General features: G+C 27.5%; 24 protein-coding genes and 1 tRNA gene. 23 read left to right on the top strand and 2 right to left on the bottom strand.

Annotation, left to right across the window (positions count from 1 at the left end):
* The 9 genes from KJQ97_RS04045 to KJQ97_RS04005 form a co-directional block, all read left to right on the top strand.
* A partial coding sequence (locus KJQ97_RS04045) for a 5-formyltetrahydrofolate cyclo-ligase (protein ID WP_284454205.1) occupies positions 1 to 394 on the top strand: 394 nt, incomplete at its 5' end.
* Positions 381 to 1,961 carry a ribonuclease Y gene (rny, locus tag KJQ97_RS04040; RefSeq protein ID WP_214120025.1) on the top strand — a complete coding sequence of 527 codons (1,581 nt, stop codon included), beginning with the start codon at positions 381 to 383 and terminating at the stop codon, positions 1,959 to 1,961. The genes KJQ97_RS04045 and rny, both read left to right, overlap by 14 nt.
* Positions 1,961 to 2,509, top strand: a complete 549-nt coding sequence (locus KJQ97_RS04035) for a DedA family protein (RefSeq protein WP_214120024.1) — start codon at positions 1,961 to 1,963, stop codon at positions 2,507 to 2,509. The genes rny and KJQ97_RS04035 overlap by 1 nt, the downstream gene beginning before the upstream one ends.
* The gene (locus KJQ97_RS04030) at positions 2,506 to 3,285 is read left to right on the top strand and encodes a DUF535 family protein (RefSeq protein WP_214120023.1); all 780 of its coding nucleotides are present in this window, start codon (positions 2,506 to 2,508) and stop codon (positions 3,283 to 3,285) included. The genes KJQ97_RS04035 and KJQ97_RS04030 overlap by 4 nt, the downstream gene beginning before the upstream one ends.
* 35 nt (positions 3,286 to 3,320) lie before the next feature.
* Complete coding sequence (locus tag KJQ97_RS04025) at positions 3,321 to 3,581, top strand: RNA-binding S4 domain-containing protein (RefSeq protein WP_214120022.1); 261 nt, start codon at positions 3,321 to 3,323, stop codon at positions 3,579 to 3,581.
* Entirely contained in the window at positions 3,565 to 3,963 is a 399-nt protein-coding gene (gene tsaE, locus KJQ97_RS04020; RefSeq protein ID WP_214115903.1) for a tRNA (adenosine(37)-N6)-threonylcarbamoyltransferase complex ATPase subunit type 1 TsaE, read from the top strand. The genes KJQ97_RS04025 and tsaE overlap by 17 nt, the downstream gene beginning before the upstream one ends.
* Complete coding sequence (gene lptB / locus KJQ97_RS04015) at positions 3,950 to 4,672, top strand: LPS export ABC transporter ATP-binding protein (RefSeq protein ID WP_214115900.1); 723 nt, start codon at positions 3,950 to 3,952, stop codon at positions 4,670 to 4,672. Before tsaE ends, lptB begins: the two co-directional genes overlap by 14 nt.
* On the top strand, positions 4,672 to 5,898 hold the full coding sequence (locus KJQ97_RS04010) for an RNA polymerase factor sigma-54 (RefSeq protein WP_214115898.1): 1,227 nt from the start codon (positions 4,672 to 4,674) through the stop codon (positions 5,896 to 5,898). Before lptB ends, KJQ97_RS04010 begins: the two co-directional genes overlap by 1 nt.
* A 4-nt stretch (positions 5,899 to 5,902) precedes the next feature.
* Entirely contained in the window at positions 5,903 to 6,517 is a 615-nt protein-coding gene (locus KJQ97_RS04005; RefSeq protein ID WP_214120021.1) for a YggS family pyridoxal phosphate-dependent enzyme, read from the top strand.
* Between the two features lie 322 nt (positions 6,518 to 6,839).
* On the opposite strand, the gene galE is transcribed toward KJQ97_RS04005, so the two are convergent.
* Together galE and truD are read right to left on the bottom strand one after the other, a co-directional pair.
* Complete coding sequence (gene galE / locus KJQ97_RS04000) at positions 6,840 to 7,826, bottom strand: UDP-glucose 4-epimerase GalE (protein ID WP_214115893.1); 987 nt, start codon at positions 7,824 to 7,826, stop codon at positions 6,840 to 6,842.
* Positions 7,823 to 8,908, bottom strand: coding sequence for a tRNA pseudouridine(13) synthase TruD (gene truD, locus KJQ97_RS03995; protein WP_214120020.1), 1,086 nt, complete (start codon positions 8,906 to 8,908; stop codon positions 7,823 to 7,825). Before truD ends, galE begins: the two co-directional genes overlap by 4 nt.
* Before the next feature lie 64 nt (positions 8,909 to 8,972).
* Here truD and KJQ97_RS03990 point away from each other — a divergent pair, with 64 nt between their 5' ends.
* From KJQ97_RS03990 to KJQ97_RS03925, 14 genes are all read left to right on the top strand, one after another.
* Positions 8,973 to 9,599, top strand: a complete 627-nt coding sequence (locus KJQ97_RS03990; protein WP_214115889.1) for a DUF5644 domain-containing protein — start codon at positions 8,973 to 8,975, stop codon at positions 9,597 to 9,599.
* Positions 9,596 to 10,231 carry an HdrB C-terminal domain-containing protein gene (locus KJQ97_RS03985; protein ID WP_214120019.1) on the top strand — a complete coding sequence of 212 codons (636 nt, stop codon included), beginning with the start codon at positions 9,596 to 9,598 and terminating at the stop codon, positions 10,229 to 10,231. The genes KJQ97_RS03990 and KJQ97_RS03985 overlap by 4 nt, the downstream gene beginning before the upstream one ends.
* Positions 10,228 to 10,554 carry an ornithine carbamoyltransferase gene (locus tag KJQ97_RS03980; RefSeq protein ID WP_214115885.1) on the top strand — a complete coding sequence of 109 codons (327 nt, stop codon included), beginning with the start codon at positions 10,228 to 10,230 and terminating at the stop codon, positions 10,552 to 10,554. The genes KJQ97_RS03985 and KJQ97_RS03980 overlap by 4 nt, the downstream gene beginning before the upstream one ends.
* A complete protein-coding gene (locus KJQ97_RS03975; protein ID WP_214120018.1) occupies positions 10,544 to 11,098 on the top strand; it encodes an RsmD family RNA methyltransferase in 555 nt (184 codons plus the stop codon). Before KJQ97_RS03980 ends, KJQ97_RS03975 begins: the two co-directional genes overlap by 11 nt.
* 98 nt (positions 11,099 to 11,196) lie before the next feature.
* Complete coding sequence (locus KJQ97_RS03970) at positions 11,197 to 11,511, top strand: F0F1 ATP synthase subunit C (protein WP_214115881.1); 315 nt, start codon at positions 11,197 to 11,199, stop codon at positions 11,509 to 11,511.
* 27 nt (positions 11,512 to 11,538) lie between these two features.
* A tRNA-Leu gene (locus tag KJQ97_RS03965) sits at positions 11,539 to 11,623 on the top strand.
* Positions 11,624 to 11,653: 30 nt separating this feature from the next.
* On the top strand, positions 11,654 to 12,019 hold the full coding sequence (locus tag KJQ97_RS03960) for a chemotaxis response regulator CheY (protein WP_214115879.1): 366 nt from the start codon (positions 11,654 to 11,656) through the stop codon (positions 12,017 to 12,019).
* Between the two features lie 2 nt (positions 12,020 to 12,021).
* Positions 12,022 to 12,849 carry a 50S ribosomal protein L11 methyltransferase gene (locus KJQ97_RS03955; RefSeq protein ID WP_214120017.1) on the top strand — a complete coding sequence of 276 codons (828 nt, stop codon included), beginning with the start codon at positions 12,022 to 12,024 and terminating at the stop codon, positions 12,847 to 12,849.
* Positions 12,842 to 14,695 carry an ATP-dependent zinc metalloprotease FtsH gene (gene ftsH, locus KJQ97_RS03950; RefSeq protein ID WP_214115875.1) on the top strand — a complete coding sequence of 618 codons (1,854 nt, stop codon included), beginning with the start codon at positions 12,842 to 12,844 and terminating at the stop codon, positions 14,693 to 14,695. Before KJQ97_RS03955 ends, ftsH begins: the two co-directional genes overlap by 8 nt.
* On the top strand, positions 14,692 to 15,279 hold the full coding sequence (locus KJQ97_RS03945) for a hypothetical protein (RefSeq protein ID WP_214120016.1): 588 nt from the start codon (positions 14,692 to 14,694) through the stop codon (positions 15,277 to 15,279). Before ftsH ends, KJQ97_RS03945 begins: the two co-directional genes overlap by 4 nt.
* A gap of 1 nt (position 15,280) precedes the next feature.
* Positions 15,281 to 16,009 (top strand): CDP-diacylglycerol--serine O-phosphatidyltransferase, encoded by a 729-nt coding sequence (gene pssA / locus KJQ97_RS03940; RefSeq protein ID WP_214120015.1) that lies wholly within the window; start codon positions 15,281 to 15,283, stop codon positions 16,007 to 16,009.
* 5 nt (positions 16,010 to 16,014) lie between these two features.
* A complete protein-coding gene (locus tag KJQ97_RS03935; RefSeq protein WP_214116012.1) occupies positions 16,015 to 16,752 on the top strand; it encodes an NYN domain-containing protein in 738 nt (245 codons plus the stop codon).
* Positions 16,753 to 16,806: 54 nt separating this feature from the next.
* Complete coding sequence (locus tag KJQ97_RS03930; RefSeq protein ID WP_214120014.1) at positions 16,807 to 18,318, top strand: 2-isopropylmalate synthase; 1,512 nt, start codon at positions 16,807 to 16,809, stop codon at positions 18,316 to 18,318.
* Positions 18,318 to 19,001: a hypothetical protein gene (locus KJQ97_RS03925; RefSeq protein ID WP_214120013.1), complete on the top strand. Its 684-nt coding sequence runs from the start codon at positions 18,318 to 18,320 to the stop codon at positions 18,999 to 19,001. The genes KJQ97_RS03930 and KJQ97_RS03925 overlap by 1 nt, the downstream gene beginning before the upstream one ends.

The raw sequence follows: 19,001 nt of genomic DNA, 5'->3' as shown, positions 1-19,001 counted from the left end.
ATATAAATACAAAAGATTTTTATATAAAAAATTCAATATTTATATTCCAAAAATGCTTAGTGATAATACTTTAGCTTTTAATAAATTAAGGTTTCCATTAAGTGAAGTTAGATTTAAAATAAAAGAAAGCTCAAGTAAGATTGAAAATATTAAAATTGATATTGCAATTATACCTGTTTTAGGAATTGATAAGGATTTTAGAAGAGTAGGTTTTGGCAAAGGATTTTACGATAGAACTTTTTCTAAAATTGATTATGATTTATTAATTATTTTTATTCAAAATATAAAATCCGTTACTAAAAACAAAATTTGTTTAAAATCGGATATTCAAGGCGATTTTTATATCGCAAATGGTAAAACAATAAAAAGAAAGAGAAGTTATGACATTAGTTGAAATTATATCGTTATTAGCGGTATTTATTCTAGGAGGAGCATTAGGAGTTTTAGTAGCCAAAAGAATACACGAAGCTCATTTTAAAATTCACGAAGAACAAGCAAAAGCAAAAGCAAAAGTGATTGAATATGAAGCTGAAAAAATACTAAGAAATGCTGATAAAGTTCTAGAAAATGCCAAAGCAAGTGAGGGTAAGATTGAGTTGAGTTATAAAAAATCTTATGATGAAAAGATTTTAGAACTTCAAAAAGAACACGATAAGAAAATTCTAGAAATTGAGAAAAAAGAGCAAATTCTAGCAATAAACGAACAGAAATTAGATGAATTTAAAGCAAGTATTGTAAAAAGCGAGCAAGCTGCAAATGAATTGATGGAAGAAGCAAATATACTTAAAAAATCTTGCGAAGCAAAAATGCAAGAATTATTAAGTAGTATTGAAAATATAAGTGGTTTAACTCAAAGCGAAGCAAGAGAATTAGTAATAAATCAAGCTAAAGAAGATGCAAGAGATGAAATCGCTCATATCGTAAGAAAATGCGAAGAAGAAGCAAAATCTCAAGCAAAAGCAAAAGCAGGATATATCCTAGCACAAGCTACTACTAGATTTGCAGGTGAATATGCAAGTGAGAGATTAATTAGCGTAATAAATCTTAAAAGCGATGATTTAAAAGGAAGAATTATTGGTAAAGAAGGAAGAAATATAAAAACACTTGAAATGGTTTTAGGTGTTGATGTAATTATTGATGATACTCCAAATGCAATTATTATTAGCTCATTTAATGTTTTACGCCGTGCAATTGCTAAAAAAGTAATTGATTTATTAATAGATGATGGAAGAATTCAGCCAGCTAGAATTGAAGAATTACACGAAAGAGTTTCAAAAGAATTTGAAGAAGAAATGTTTAATGAAGGTCAAAATATCATAATGGATTTAGGACTTACAAAAATGGCTCCTGAATTAGTAAAATTAATTGGCCGTTTAAAATATCGTGCAAGTTACGGACAAAACGCATTAGCACATAGCCTAGAAGTTGCACATTTAGCAGGAATTATCGCAGCTGAATGTGGTGGTAATACAAGACTTGCAAGGCGTGCTGGAATTTTACATGATATTGGTAAGGCTTTAACTCACGAATATGAAGGTAGCCATGTTGATTTAGGTGCTATGGTTTGTGAAAGGCACAAAGAGCATCCTGTGGTATTAAACGCTATTTTTGCTCACCATGGGCATGAAGATGCTTTAAGTATTGAAGCTGCTGCAGTTTGCACGGCTGATGTTTTAAGTGCGGCAAGACCAGGTGCTAGAAGAGAAGTTTTAGAAGCGTTTTTAAAGCGTGTTAGTGAGCTTGAAGCTATTGCAAAACAACATTCTCAAGTTAAAAAAGCTTATGCAATTAATGCTGGTCGTGAAATTAGAGTTATTGTAAATGCTAAGCTAATTAATGATGATGAAAGTGTTCTTTTAGCTAAAGAAATAGCTAGTGAAATAACAAGCAGCTTACAATTTCCAGGAGAAATTAAAGTAAATGTTATCCGTGAAACTAGAGCTGTGGAGCTAGCGAAATAATGCAAGAATTTATAGAAAAATTTGTAGAATACGGATATATTTTAGTATTTTTATACTCTTTAGGCGGCGGTATGTTAGCACTGCTTGCCTTAGGAGTGTTTGCAAGTGCTTATAATGTAAATCCTTATATTAGTATTTTAGTAGCTTTTGTAGGTAATTTTCTAGGCTCATCGGCTTTATTTTATTTTACTAGAGCTAGTAAAAAAGACTTTCAAAAACATCTTGTAAAGCATAAAAGAAAACTAGCTCTTTTAGTAGTTTTATTTAGAAAAAATGGCTTTATTTTTACTTTAGTTTGTAAGTTTGTTTATGGGCTTAAAACCTTAGGTCCAATAGCAGCCGAGATTTCAAAATTAAGCTTTTTTAGATTTAGCATTTATAATCTAATTTCTTGTTTTGTTTGGGCTGTTGTGGTGTTTTATGCGGCGTTTTATTTAGGAGATAGTTTGGCTAAAACTTTTGATGAATATTCATCTTATATGCCAATTATTTTACTTGTTTTATTGATTGTAATTTTTACATATTTAAAAATAAAAGCGAAGAAATGAAGAGCAAAAAATTATTAAATATTAGATTTTTTTTAAGAAAGATAATTCATTTTAAAAATCATAAATTCCTAAATCAAATTCTACTAGATTATCCGAAATTATCTAAGAAATTTAGCGAGAATTTAAAGTATCACAATGATATGTTATGCAAAAAATACGGGGCTACTAATTTTACTTTTGAATATTCAAATGAATGTTTTAAAAGGGATTTAGAAATTATTACAAATAGATTTTTGGATATTTTAAGTAATGATGAGATTATTTTTAATGAATTTGATTTAAAAATTACGCTTAGCTCAAATCCTAAAGTAATTAGCGAAGGACTTTTTACAATTCATTTGCATTATAAAAATGAGCTTTTATATTCTTTAAGTTTTGTTTTATTAAATGATGCGTTGTTAATAACAGCTTTGCAAGGTAGTTTAAATACTAAAGATGAGATAAAAGAATTTACTAAAGTTTATTTTGGTTTAAGACCGCTTAATTTTATTATATTTTTTGCTTTTATTTTTGCTGAGTTTTTAGGTATAAATAAAGTTTGCGGAGTAAAGGATAGATTTTTAGTATCAAGATTTAAACGCAATAGAAAAAGAGATGGAAGAGTATTTGTAATACCAAATTATGATGAAATATGGCAAGAAAATACAAAAATTATTAAAGAAGAAAAATCATTTTATGTATTAGAATATTTGCAAAAAGATTTAGAAGAAATACCATCAAAAAAACGCTCAATGTATAAAAAAAGATTTGAGTTCTTAAAAACGATTAAATTGTAAGCAATAATTATTCCTAACTAGCTAAAATGCTCTTTATGAGAGTAGATAAATTTTTAAATGCAGTAAATATCACAAAACGCCGTTCAATTTCACTTGATATGTGTAAAAACGGCGTAATTTGTATAAATGGAAATGTTGTTAAACCTAGTAAAGAAGTAAAAGTTGGCGATATTATAAGTCTAAATCTTTTAAACGAGCAAATTAGATTTAAGGTATTAGCTTTACCTACAACCAAAAATGTAGCTAAAGCAAAATCAAATGAATATGTGGAAAAACTAGATGATAATCAAAGCTAATTTAGATAATTTAGATTTAGTGGTAAATGAGTTTGGTGATAATGGGATTTATTTATTACAAGGCGATTTAGCTAGTGGTAAAACTACTTTAGTAAATAAAATAGCAAATAAAAAATTAAATCAAAAAGCAATTTCTCCAACTTTTAGTGTATTAAATACTTATAAAAACGATACTAATACGATTTATCATTATGATATTTATCAAAAAGGAACAAAAGCTTTTATAGAAAATGGTCTTTTTGAGAATTTGTTTAATGATGGTCTTCATTTAATTGAATGGGCTGATGATGATTTTATAAAAATATTAGAGCAATTTGCACTTAGATACAAGATTGTAAAAATTAGCACTAATAATGAAGGTAGGCTTTATGAGTTTAGTTAATTTAAAAGCGTGTGGTCTAAAGAAAAGTATAAAAAATATAGAAATTATAAAAAATGTAGATATTAGTATGGATAATTCTCAAATAGTAGGATTATTTGGAAGTAATGGTGCAGGAAAAACTACTACATTTTATATGATTTGCGGACTTGTTAGCCCTAGTGCTGGGGATATTTTTTTAGATGATTTAAATATTACTAACGAGCCACTTCATAAACGCGCAATTCTAGGCATTGGTTATTTACCACAAGATTCAAGCGTTTTAAAAGATTTAAGTGTTTGGGAAAATATGCAAATTGCAGCAGAGCTTAAAGGGCTTAAAAATATAGATGAATTAATAGAAGAAAAATTAAATCTTTTAAAGATTTATGATAGAAAAGACCGCCTTGCAAAAAGTCTTAGCGGTGGGGAGCGTCGTAGATTAGAAATAGCTAGAGCTTTAGTTTTAGAGCCTAAGTTTTTATTACTTGATGAGCCTTTTGCTGGGGTTGATCCAAAAAGTATTAATGATGTTCAAAGCATTATTAAGGATTTAAAAGATTTAAATATAGGCGTATTAATTACTGACCATAATGTCCGTGAGACCCTTAGAATTTGTGATAAAGCTTATGTTTTAGATAGCGGTAGTATTTTAGCTAGTGGAAGTGCTAAAGAAATTGCAAATAATGAAATAGTAAAAAGCAAATATTTAGGTAAAAACTTTTCTTTATAATGTTAAAAGTCCGTCAGCAAGTAAGCCAAAAGCCAAAATTATCTCAAACCCTTAGAAGCTGGTTGCCACTGCTTCAAGCTAGTAGTGATGATTTAGAAGATGAAGTAAATAATCTAGCAAAAGATAATCCTTGTATAAAAATTAGCTCAAAAAAAGAAATAAATGATAAAAAATCTAACAAAAGTATAAGACAATTATATTCTAAAGGCGGTGGTTTGATTGAAGAATTAAATATCGCTAAAAAAAGCATATATGATGATTTAGAATTACAGCTTAATAAGACTTTATTTCCTACTCAAAAATCTCAAGAAATTGCAAGAATTATTATAAGTTGTCTTGATGAGAATGGATATTTTGTATATGATGAAAATATTTGTTTAGGATATTTATTAGAAGATATAGAAAAAGTTAGAAAGAGATTTTGCTACCTTGAGCCTTTAGGAGTTGGTGCTATTAATTATATTGAAGCTTTAGAGTTTTGCTTATTGAATGCGAATTTAGAAAATGAATTATTTTTATTATGTAAAAAGCTTATAAATGATTTGGATAATTTATCAAAATATACTAAAAATCCTTTATATAAAGACGCAATAAGAATTATAAAAAGCTTTAATTTACCGCCTTTTATTGATGATTTAGAAGATAGCAAAGAGATTATTCCTGATATTTATATCTTAAATGAGAATGGAAAATTAGAAATAATTATCAATGATGATTATTATCCGCAGATTGAAATTCAAGACTATAAAGAGTTAAAAGAACAAGTAAAAAATGCTAAAAATTTAGTAGATGCTTTAGAAATGAGAAAGGCGACTTTAAAAAAACTTGCCTTAATGATAGTTGAATATCAATATGATTATTTTTTAGGTGGAGATATTAAGCCATTAAAAATGCAGGATTTAGCAACCGAACTTGATAGAAATACTAGCACAATTAGCCGCGCAATAGCTAATAAATACATTAGCTCAAATCGTGGGATAATAGCTATTAAAGACTTTTTTGCAGCAGAATTAAACGATGGCACAAGTAATAAAACCATCAAAGAATTTGTAAGCGAATTAATCAAAAATGAAAATCACTTAAAACCTTTAAGCGATCAATTAATTTTAGAAAAAATAGAAAAAGAATTTAATGTAAAAATAGTAAGAAGAACTATCACAAAATATAGAAAATTACTAGATATTCCAAGCTCAAGCGAGAGAAAAAAATTATATTCATTAAGGTAGAAAAATGACTTATTTAGAACTAAAAGAAAAATATAAAGATATAAGAATTATAGCGGTTAGTAAATATACAACAGATGAGAAAATAATGGCTTTACATAAATTAGGACAAATTGAATTTGGCGAAAATAAAGTACAGGATTTAGCTAGAAAAAAGGCTGAATTATCAAGTGATATTAACTGGTATTTCATAGGAAATTTGCAAAAAAACAAAGCTAATTTACTCATAAAAACAAAGCCTGTTATGTGGCAAAGTTGCATTAATTTAGACCTTGCAAAATATGTTGATGCTAGACTTGATTATGAGCTAGATACATTGCTTGAGATAAATGTGGCTAACGAAGATAGCAAGGCTGGTATTAATCCAAGTAAAGCGATTGATGAGTATTTAGCGATTAAACAAAATTGTAAATTCATAAAGCCTGTAGGAGTTATGTGTATAGGTGCTATGAGCGATGATATTAAGCAAATTATTAAGAGTTTTGATTTGTGTTATAAGATTTATGATGAGCTTAAAAAAGATGGAGCTAAGATTTGCTCTATGGGTATGAGTAGTGATTATGAAATAGCTATTAAAAGTGGAGCAAATATGATACGCTTAGGCAGCGTGCTATTTAATTAATAAAATAAATTTTCATTTTATAAGATAAGTTTTTATAGTTGTAGTTATCTTAATTTTTATATAAAATATTATTAAATAATAAGAGCTATTTTAAGATATTATTTTTTAGTTTTATATAAAGTTTTGATTTTAAATTCCAAAATCTTTAATATCGTAAATATTGTTTATTGCAAATACAAAATAAAATATATAAAAGCTCTAAAATATCTTTATATTTAAAATATTGAAATTAACAATATAATACCAATTTGCCTTTTATTTTAAAGTATTATCTCCTATTTTAAATTCTTAAAATGTATTGAATTTAAAATAGGAATTGAGTTTATATTTTTAACTCCCATTCATAAGCGCTTTTGCAAATTAATTCAAGGTTGTCGTTACTATATTTCCAGTCTGTTAAAGAAGTTATTTTTTTATTAGATGCTACAAGTGAGCTAGGATCTCCTGTGCGTCTATCTGCCATTTCTACTTTAAAATCATTACCACTGATTTTTTTCATAATATCAATTACTTCTTTTACGCTAGTTCCTTTTGAGTACCCAACATTAAAGGCTTGACTTGTTTTTTGATTTTTTAAATATTTTAATGCTTCAATATGTGCGATAGCCAAGTCATCAACGTGTATATAATCTCTTACGCAAGTTCCATCAGGGGTATTATAATCATTACCATATAAATACATTTTATCTCTTTTATTAGCAGCACATTCAGCAGCTATTTTTATAAGCAAGCTAGATTTACTAAATTGACCTAAAGGTGCAATTAGACTTGCTCCTGCAACATTAAAGTATCTTAATGCTATGAAATTAAATTCTTTCTTAGCATTTGATAAATCATTTAATATATATTCGCCTATTAGCTTTGTTAAACCATAAGGATTTATAGGATTTTTTGGAGTATCTTCTGTGATTAATTCATTAGTTTTTGGTTCTCCATAAGTTGCAGCAGAACTTGAGAAAATAAAATTATTAATATCATATTTTTCACAAATTTTTAATAAATTAATCATATTTGATACATTATTATCATGATATTTTAATGGATTTTGTGTGCTTTCAAATACGCTAGTATTAGCTGCAAAATGCACTACACAATCTATTTTATTATTGGTTACTATTTGTTCTAATAGTTCTAAATTTCCAAAATTTCCTTCGTAGAATTTAAAATTATCAAATTTATTTAACACTTCTAAAGCCCTTGCATTTCCAGTGCTAATATTATCAATACCTATAACTTTATAATTATTCTTTAAAAAATGATAACTTGTAATTGAGCCAATATAACCTGCTGCACCTGTAATTAAAATCATTCTTCGTTCCTTTCTAAATGTATTATTTCATCAAGCACGACTGTTGCGTATGAGCCTTTTTGTAGGCTAAATTCAAGGCTAAGTTGTGCTAATTCTTCATTATAGTTAATTTTTTCATCATTTGTGTAAGTCCATAAATATCTTCTTGAACCATTTTGAGTTTTTAATAAATCAAAATAATCTTTATATATGCTATTTTCAATTTCGCCTAAAAAACCTTCATTTAATTTAGGCTTATTTCCTAGTATCAATCCAGAAGGGCTAATATCTCTTGCTAAAAATCTTTTTAAACCATCTTCTAAATTCTCATTAAATACCTTGCCGTAAGGATAATGCTCATATATTTCATTATCAAATAATTTAAAAAATTGCTTTTGTTTTTTTAGATTTTCAACTAAAGTTTTATCCTTATAAAGTGCTAATAGTTCTTGTTTAGAAAAATCATTGCTAAATCTTGAAATTTCTATTCTTTTTGATAAATATGTATTGAATAATTCGCTTTGAAATGCAGAAATTAAAAAGTTATTTAATTTATTATTTTTAAATTTTAATTCGTTTTTTAATATTTCTAAGCCTGTTTTTGCATTATCATTATCTTTGCCAAAACGCTGATAGCCATAATAATTAGGAAAGCCATTTTCTTTAATATTTGTAAAAATTTGTTCAATCTTTAAGGCGTCAATTTTATTAACTTTTTTTAATCTTATAAAAAATGAATTACCTTTTAAATGTCCGATTTTTAATTTATTATTGTGTAAAAAAGTATCAATAATTTTACATTTTTCGTGAGAAAATTTAGCTAATTCTTTCTCGTATTTTTTAGGCATTGAAATGTATTGAAATGTAAGTCCTTGCTTGTCTTTAAGACCTGCGTAACCAAAATCTTTTGCTTTAATTCCTGTTGCTGCACTTAAATCTTTTAAAAGTTCATTTGTGCTTAAATCTTTCTTTTGTATATGTAAAATCAAATGCTCTCCAGAGCCACTAAATTCGTATAATGGTATTTCACGCACTACGAAATCGCTAGAATTTTTTGAAAAATAAACATTGATTTTTGAATGAGTGTTTGCTCTTAAATACATATTAAATCCTTTTAATAATTTATAACATTTTTTTGATATAAATTAGTAAAAAAGGAATTTTGTTATGAGAAGTTTTATTTTAAGAGTATTTAGATTTGATGCTAGTAGAGATTATGAGTTTTACTATAAGCCATATGAGATTAATTTAAAAGACATTAACGATAGTTCTACACTTTACGATGTTTTAGGGTTAGTAAAACAACAAGATAGATATTTTAATATGCCAGATTGTAATGAATTTGTAAGGATTGAAAATAAAGTTTTATCACTTAATACAAACATAAATGAACTTATTAAAAAATTTGGAAATGATTTTTGTGTAAGTGCAATTGATTTAAAAAGAGCAAAGCTTGATTTAATGTGTGATGATAGTGATTTTATAAAAGTTTTTGATTATTTTAAAAATATCTGTAATGCAGATGATTATAAAGATTATTTAACTTATAAATTTTTATATTATGCAAGTGATATTCGTGAATATAATGATGAATTTTTAGGTGATAGTGCGTTTGTGTTTGCAAATAAATTATTAGAAAAATATCCTAATAAAAGAAAAGATATTTTAGATATTGTTTTTGATAAGGAAAAAGGAATTGAGTATAGTGTAAGCTTAAAACCATTTTTATATAGTGATTATGAAAAATATGAAGAAATTAAAAATTCTTTAAAACATCAAAAGGAGATTAGATGATAACTTTAATAAATGATGATTTTAATTTTTCTAATTTATTAAAAGGTGATTATAGAAAAACCTATGTAAAAACACCTAGTTTTATGAGTGAATATAAAGCAGATGAATATAAAAAAGAATTTGATTCTTGTTTAGGAGAGATGAATTTAATCTGCGATACTAGTATTTTAGATTATGCAAAGAAAAATTATAAAAACGCTTCATGTGTTATTCAAGATTTACAAAATATAGAAATTAAAAACGATTTTAATGGTTTTAATGTAGCTGTTTATCGTGGTTTTACCATTGATTTATTTTTACATTTTTTAAAAAAGACTAAGGCAAAATTAATAAATTACGAAACTCAAGAATTTGAAAATGGTTTTAGATTTTTAGAATTTGATAAACAAGTAGCATATAAAAAAGCAGCTAAGATAGTTTTAGATGCTTATGATAGCGGTGCTGATTTTTTAGTAGTTGGCGATAGTTTAAGCTTTAAAATGTTTGATACTTTAAGTGGCGAATTACAAAAAGTATCTAATAGAGATTTTAGTGATTTTTATATTTTACATATGGCTGAGTTCATAAGTTTAGCTAATGGTAATATTCCAGCTAGTCTTAAAGACCATAAATTAAAGGTTAGTTTGGTATGAAAATAGCCATTGCGTGCAAAGATATTTTATTAGAAAAGACTTTAATATTATTTTTACAAGATTATTTAGCAAATAAAAAAGATTGCGATTTTTTAATCACTGATGAAAAATTAATGCACGCAAAAAAACCACAATTTATAATAGGTTTTAATAATGCACATTTAAAATTGCCTTTCAGTAAAGAGCAATTAATTGATGCTTTATATGAGTTTTCAAGCACAATAAATCAAGATGATAATAAGGTTTTAAGTTTTGAAGAAAAACTTGATAAATTACTTAATAAATTTAAATATGATTTACTTCAATTAATGTATGAAAAATAATGTTTTAAGAGTTCAGAGCGGTTTTTTAAAAGGTAAAATTTTAGAAAATCCATCAAAAGATACTACAAGAGCTACAAAAAGTATAGTTAAGTCTTGTGTTTTTAATGTTTTAAGAGATGAATTAAGGGAATATGTTTTTATAGAAGCATTTGGCGGTAGTGCTAGTATGGCGATTGAAGCTATTAGTAATTATGCTAAAAAGGCATTTGCTATTGAGATTGATAAATTAGCGTATAAAAGTGCTTTAAAAAATACAAAAGATTTAAATATAGAAGTTTTAAATGACGATACTTTTAAAGCTTTACCTAATATTATTGCTAAATTACAAAATGAAAAAACTATTCTTTATTTAGACCCGCCATTTGATATTAGAGATGGTTTTAGCGATGTATATTTGAAAATCAAGAATTTATATGAGAATTTAGATTGTGATATTGTCATTATAGAGCATTCTAGCAAGGTTGAATTTGCATCTTTAAAATATACCTTATTTAAGGTAAAAAAATTCGGCAACACAACTCTTAGTTTTTTTACTAGGTCTTAATTTATTTACTTTAGCTTAATAGAATATAGAGCATAATTTTTTTAGTAGGGATACGCAAGCCGAAAGGAAAATTATATATATTTTTATTAGGAGATTTTATGAAAAAGTTTTTATTAGTTTTACTTGCTTTTTCTAGTGTTGCTTTTGCTGCAGAAACTGAAATCGGTAGCGAGTTATTAAAAGCTTGTTCTGTTTTAGCTGCTGGTATTGGCTTAGGTGTTGCTGCACTTGGTGGTGCTATTGGTATGGGTCATGCTGCTGCTGCGACTATTGCAGGAACTGCTAGAAACCCTAGTTTAGGTGGTAAATTATCAACAACTATGTTTATTGCTATTGCGTTAATTGAAGCACAAGTAATTTATGCTCTAGTTATTGGATTAGTATTATTATACGCTAACCCATTTTTAGGATAATTTTAGGCTACTTTTGTAGCCTTTTTTGCGTTTATGGTGGAATTGGTAGACACGCTATCTTGAGGGGGTAGTGCCAACAGGTGTGCGAGTTCAAGTCTCGCTAAACGCACCATGAAAAATAATATTACAAAAGGATTTTGAAGTGAAATTATTAGTAGTAGATGATAGCTCTACAATGAGAAGAATTATTAAAAATACTTTACAAAGATTAGGTCATGAGGATGTTTTAGAAGCTGAACATGGCGTGGAAGCTTGGGGATTGTTGTGTGCAAATAGCGATATTGATGTTTTAATAACAGATTGGAATATGCCTGAGATGAATGGTCTTGAACTTGTTAAAAAAGTAAGAGCTGAAGCTAAATATGCAGATATGCCAATCATCATGGTAACTACTGAAGGTGGTAAAGCAGAAGTTATTACAGCATTAAAAGCTGGTGTTAATAACTATATAGTAAAACCTTTTACTCCACAAGTATTAAAAGAAAAATTAGAAGATGTTTTAGGATAATTATGCGTAATACTTATCAAGAATTAGTTATTAAAACAAATAATTTGGAGTTTATTAGTGATTTTGTATTTGCGTTTGATGTTGATGCAATTGAAGAAAAAAATGATGAATTAATTGTAAGAAGTGATAATAATCTTGATGATTTAGTTTTTGCATTAGGCGAGTTAAAACAAAAACTTAATGATGCTAATTTAAATATTAATCTTACTTATGAACTTTGTGAAAAAGAGAATAAGGATTGGATTAATGAATATAAGAAAAATATAAAGCCAATTTTAATAGATAATATATATATACATACTACTTGGCAAGAGCCTAAAGCAGGCTATGTAAATCTAAAAATAGACCCAGCTTTAGCTTTTGGCTCAGGTCATCATGAAAGCACAAATTCTTGTGTAGAATTTTTGCAAAAATATTATAAAGGTTGCAAAACAGGCCTTGATGTAGGATGTGGTAGTGGAATTTTATCTTTAGTTATGGCTAATTATGGCATTAGTGTTGATTCTTGTGATACTGATGAATTAGCAATTATGAGTACTAAAAATAATTTTGAGTTAAATAATCTTAAAATTAATAATATTTGGCAAGGTTCTTGCGATAAAGCCAAAAAGAAATATGATTTAGTAGTAGCAAATATAATTGCCGATGTGATATTAATTATTAAAAATGATTTGATAAAAAGTCTTAATGAGAACGGAGTTTTAATTCTTTCTGGTATTTTAAATACTTATTCTGAAAGGATTAAAAGTCAATTTTCTTCACTAACTTTAGTTGATGAGAAAATAAAAGGAGATTGGCTAACTTTAGTTTATAAGGTGAAAAATGAATAATAATGAAAATAAGAATTCTAATAAAAATCCAATAGTTATATTTTTAATTTTTTCACTATTGGTATTTGGTGGGTTTTCTTTATTTTTTGAAGAAGGTGGAATAGCTGATAACGGAAATAAAATAAGTTATTCTGACTTTAAGAAAAAAATAGAGACAGGTGAAATAACAAAAGTTCAAATAGGACAAACTCAAATAAAAGGTAGCGGGCTTAACTCTAGTTATACTGCAAACTTAGTAAGAGATTCAAATCTTACTACTTTACTTGATAGTAAAAATGTAAATTACACATCTTATTCTGAAAATAACTTTTTATCTAATTTATTATTTACTTGGATAATTCCAATTTTTATATTTTTTGCTATTTGGGGATTTATTACAAACAGAATGCAAAAGAAAATGGGTGGTGGAATTTTAGGAATTGGAAACTCAAAAAAATTAGTAAATTCTGAAAAACCAAAAGTAAAATTTGATGATGTAGCAGGTGTTGAAGAAGCAAAAGAAGAAGTAAAAGAAATAGTAGATTTTTTAAAATACCCAGAAAGATATATTAAATTAGGTGCTAAAATTCCAAAAGGTTTATTATTAGTTGGACCTCCAGGTACAGGTAAAACTCTTTTAGCAAAAGCAGTTGCAGGTGAAGCTGATGTTCCATTTTTTAGTGTTTCGGGTTCAAGTTTTATAGAAATGTTTGTAGGTGTTGGCGCTAGTCGTGTTAGAGATTTATTTGAAAACGCTAAAAAAGAAGCTCCGGCAATTATTTTTATAGATGAAATTGATGCTATTGGCAAATCTCGTGCAGCAGGTTCACATATGGGCGGGCACGATGAAAGGGAACAAACTTTAAATCAGCTTTTAGCTGAAATGGATGGGTTTGGTTCAGAAAGCCCTGTAATTGTATTAGCGGCTACAAATAGACCTGAAGTGCTAGATGCAGCATTACTTAGACCGGGTCGTTTTGATAGACAAGTTTTAGTTGATAAGCCAGATTTTAAAGGAAGATGTGATATTTTAAGCGTTCATATGAAAGATGTAAAAATTGCTAAAGAAGTTAAAGTTGAAGATATTGCAAGACTTACGGCAGGACTTGCTGGAGCTGATTTGGCAAATATAATAAATGAAGCTGCATTACTTGCAGGAAGAAATAATAAAAAAGAAGTAGAGCAAGGCGATTTAACTGAAGCAGTTGAAAGAGCTATTGCAGGACTTGAGAAAAAATCAAGAAGAATAAGTGATAAAGAGAAAAAAATTGTAACATATCATGAGTGTGGACATGCTTTAATAGCAGAGACAACAAAAGGTGCTAAAAAAGTTACAAAAGTTTCTGTTATTCCTAGAGGTTTAGCAGCGCTTGGTTATACTTTAAATACTCCTGAAGAAAATAAATTCTTAATGCAAAGACACGAGTTGATTGCAGAAGTTGATGTTCTTTTAGGTGGTCGTGCAGCTGAGCATGTATTTATTAAAGAGATTTCAACAGGTGCTAGTAATGATTTAGAAAGAGCAACCGATATTATAAAAGCAATGGTTTCTATGTATGGTATGAGTGATATTGCTGGACTTATGGTTTTAGAAAAACAAAGAAATCAATTCTTAGGTGGTGGTCAAACTATCAAGGATTATTCAGATGATATGGCTCATAAATTAGATGAATATGTTAAAAACTTACTTGATGAGAGATTTAAATCTGTTGTTGCTACTTTAGAACAATATAGTGGAGCAATTGAAACAATGGTTGAAAAACTTTATGAAAAAGAAGTAATAGAAGGTAGTGAAGTAAGAGAAATAATTAAAAATTATGAAATAGAAAATAATTTTGAAACTAGATTAAGTGAGATAGAAAAATGAATTTAATAGCAAATTGTGGAAAAAAGATAATATTAATTGCTTGGATAATATTTATATTATTTACTTTAATATTTTCTTTTTCTTGTTTGTTATTTTTAATTTTAGTATTACTACATTTATTTTATAAAAGGGTTGAGAGAGAAGTCACTGATTATGATAATAATACTATAGTAAGTCCAATTGATGCAAAGGTAGTTGGAATATATGTTGATGAAGATAATAAAAATATAGTATTAACTTTAGAAAAAAATTATTTTAGCTTATTTTTAAATTCTTCAGAAGTTAGAAGTGTGATAAAGTCTGAAGATATTTATAAAAAGCAATTTAATGGTTTAAAATATAATGATAATTTTTATTCAAATGCTACTGAAATAGTATTCAATAAAGATATTTCATTAATTTTAAAACCTGCTAGGTATTGTGTAAATTCTTTTTATGACATAAAAAAAGCTTTTAAAGGTCAAAGAATTGGATTTTTTTCAACAGGATTGGTTGATATAAAATTACCATATAATTGCACTTTATTAGTTGGAATGCACGATAAAATCTTAGCTAATGCAGATATTGCAAAGATTGGAGAATAAAATGGAAAAAAATTCTCATAAATTAGCTTATATTTTACCTAATTTATTTACAGCAGCATCTATATTTTTAGGTGTTTTAAGTATTTTAGCGTCTATTAAAGGCGATTATGATAAAGCTATGATTTTAATTATAGTAAGTTTGATTTGTGATGGTCTTGATGGTCGTGTGGCAAGACTTACAAATACAGCTTCAAAATTTGGAGTAGAATTTGATAGTTTAGCTGATATTATTGCTTTTGGAGTTGCACCTGCTATATTATTTTATTTTAATTTAGGTCAAGAGTATGGAAGACTTGGTTCTCTTGCTATGGCTGTTTTTATAATATTTGGTGCAATTCGCTTAGCTAGATTTAATGTTACAACAGGCACATATGACCCAAGAGTTTTTATAGGTCTTCCAATTCCAACGGCTGCGGTTGTTTTAGGTATTTGGGTTGTGTTTTATAAACACCATTTTGATAATAATTCATTTATAGAAATTTTTATTATATTTCTTACATTTTTATTATCATTTTTGATGGTGAGCAATGTAAGGTATCCAAGTTTTAAAAAAATAGAATTTCAAAAAGCAAATATTTTAAAAGCTTTAGTGATTTTAATTTTTATTTGTTCTCTTATATATTTACGCCCTTTAGAGATTTTTACCTTAATAATGAGTGCTTATGTTATTTATGGTTTATCAAGAGCGATTTATAATTTATATATAAAAAAGATTAAAAAAGTAGGATAAATATGTTGGATAATAGTAGCGTAGCAGTATTTATAGATGCAGAAAATATACCTGCTAAATATGCTAGAGAAATATTTGACTACGCTTCTAATTATGGAAATGTTATTATTAAAAGAATATATGCTGATTGGAGTAAAGAAAATATTCAAAATTGGCGTGAAAAAATATTTGATTATGGCATTATTGCAATGCAGCAATTTTCTACTTCATCGGGTAAAAACTCATCTGATATGTATCTTACAACCGAAGCTTTAAGCATATTTTATGAAAAACAAATAGATGTTTTTGTTATAGTTTCAGGTGATAGTGATTATACGAGTTTGGCTCAAAAATTAAGAGAAAACAAAAAATTAGTAATTGGAATAGGGACTAATAAATCTTTAAAATCATATGTAAATTCATTTAATGAGTTTTTTTATTTGGATAATGAAAAAGTTAAAAGTAGTGATAAAGACAGATTAAAAGCAATTCCAAAAGAGCAATTAAAAGAATTAGAACAAATAATAGATAATTTAATTGATGAAAAAACTAGAGCAGAATATGCAGTAATAAATACATATATGCAGAAAAAATATTCTGATTTTCACGCTAAAAATTATGGTTTTAGTAGTTTTAGACAATTAATTGAGAATTTTATTTTAAAACATAAGGAATATCAAGAAAAAGTATCTGATGATAGATGTACTTATTATCTTGTGAAAAATTCTACACTCCTTCGCCCAAACAAGGGCGATATAGACTAAAAATTTATTAATAATACATATACTAACAATACATTAAATTAAAGGAAAGAAAAAATGAGTGAAAGAATTATAATATTTGATACAACTTTAAGAGATGGTGAGCAAAGTCCAGGTGCTTCAATGAATACAGAAGAAAAAATCCAAATTGCTTTAGCGCTTGAGCGTTTGGGTGTTGATGTTATGGAAGTAGGGTTTGCAGCATCTAGTCCAGGAGATTACGAAGCGATTAATAAAATTGCACAAATTATTAAAAACTCAAGCGTTTGTTCTCTTGCAAGATGTGTAGAAAACGACATTATTCAAGCAGGTAAAGCACTTGAGCCAGCAGCTAAAAAACGCATTCATACTTTTATTGCGACAAGTCCAATTCATATGGAATACAAGCTTAAAAAAACTCCAGCAGAAGTTTTAGCAACTGCAGTTAAGAATGTAAAATTAGCTAAGAGTTTATGTGATGATGTTGAGTTTTCTTGTGAAGACGCTTTAAGAAGTGATGTAAATTTTTTAAAAGAAATGGCTGATGCAGTTTATGAAGCAGGTGCAAGGACATTTAATATCCCTGATACGGTTGGATATAGATTACCTGATGAGATTTATAAGGTATTTAAAGAAATTAGCGATTATACAAAAGGAAGACTTATAGTATCAGCACACAATCACAATGATTTAGGTTTAGCTACTGCAAACACACTTGCTGCTATTAAAGGTGGTGCTAGACAAATTGAAGTTACTCTAAATGGCTTAGGTGAGCGTGCAGGAAACGCTGCTTTAGAAGAAGTTGTGATGGCTTTAAAGGTTAGGGCTGATGAATTAGGCGAGTTTTATACCACAATTAATCATAAAGAAATTTACCCATCAAGTAGATTATTGTCAAATATAATCGGTGTAAATCCACAACCAAATAAAGCAATAGTAGGTAAAAATGCCTTTTCTCACGAAAGCGGAATTCATCAAGATGGCGTGTTAAAACACCCTGAAACTTATGAGATTATGAAAGCTAGTGATATAGGCTTAGTTCAAGATAATTTAGTCTTAGGAAAACATAGTGGAAGAGCAGCGTTTAATGATAAATTAAAATCTCTTGGCTTTACATTAGATACTGATGAGTTAAATCGTGCATTTGCAGAGTTTAAAGACCTTTGTGATAAGAAAAAAGAAGTATTTGATGAGGATTTAATAGCGATAGTTGCTGCTGATAAGATTAAAATAGAAGAGAAATTTAAGCTTATAAATCTTCAAGTAAGCGATTGTTCATCAGCACTTGCGACTGCTGCTGTTACTATGGAGTGCGATGGAGAAATATTTAGCGAAGCAGCTATTGGAGATGGTGTAATTGATGCGGTATTTAAAGTAATTGATAGAGCTAGCAAGGTAAATGGTAGCTTGCTTGATTATAAGGTTGATGCGGTTAGTAAAGGTAAAGATGCTTTAGCTCAAGTTAGTGTAAAAGTTAGCTTTGAAGGTCAGCGTGCAATCATTGGTCACGGGCTTGACCTTGATACTATGAAAGCTAGTGCTAAGGCATATTTAGGTGCATTAAATAGCTATATTTCAATGAACAAATGATGAAAAAAGTTATAGAATTTGTAACGGAATTTAATAAGTTTGCTAAGGATAATTCCTTAGCACTTATAGAATTAGAACAAGCAAATTTCATAGCTAGTGCAAAAGACACTCTAAATCTTAGTAATATTGTAAAAAATATTATTTCTATTAAATTTTATAACCTTTATAAAGGAATAATTTTTTCTGATTTAGATTTATTTGTAGATAGAATACAAATATCACAATTTAGCCTAATTGATAAAAAACATATGTTGCTTTTATTAATAGCTAGTAGAAGTGAAAAATACGCTCAAACTCTAACCAGCAGTTTAAGAGAAGATGAAAGAAAATTTCTTAATACTTATCTTAAAAAAACTAAGGAATTTGTAAATTATGTATTGGATAAAAACAATAAAGACGAAATAGCTTTATTTTTATATGATTTAAATTCTTTTAGAAAATACTTAAAAAAAGATGAATTTTTAATGCCTACGAAAATTTCTAATGCTTTTAATTGGGTTAAAAAAATTGATGATAAAAATATTTTAGATGAATTAGAAAATAGTAAAAAATCATTATTTTTATCAAGAAGAAAATATTATGATAAATTAAATATATATGAAGATGTTGTGAAAGATTATAAAAAATATGAAAAAACATTAGATTTAATTATTAAAGAGTTTAAATCAAATTCTAATTTATAA

The organism is Campylobacter sp. 2018MI01, assembly GCF_018501205.1.
Classification (GTDB): Bacteria; Campylobacterota; Campylobacteria; order Campylobacterales; family Campylobacteraceae; genus Campylobacter_E.
Note: the sequence above shows the minus strand (reverse complement) of the source record. Positions and strands in the feature narration are given on the sequence as shown.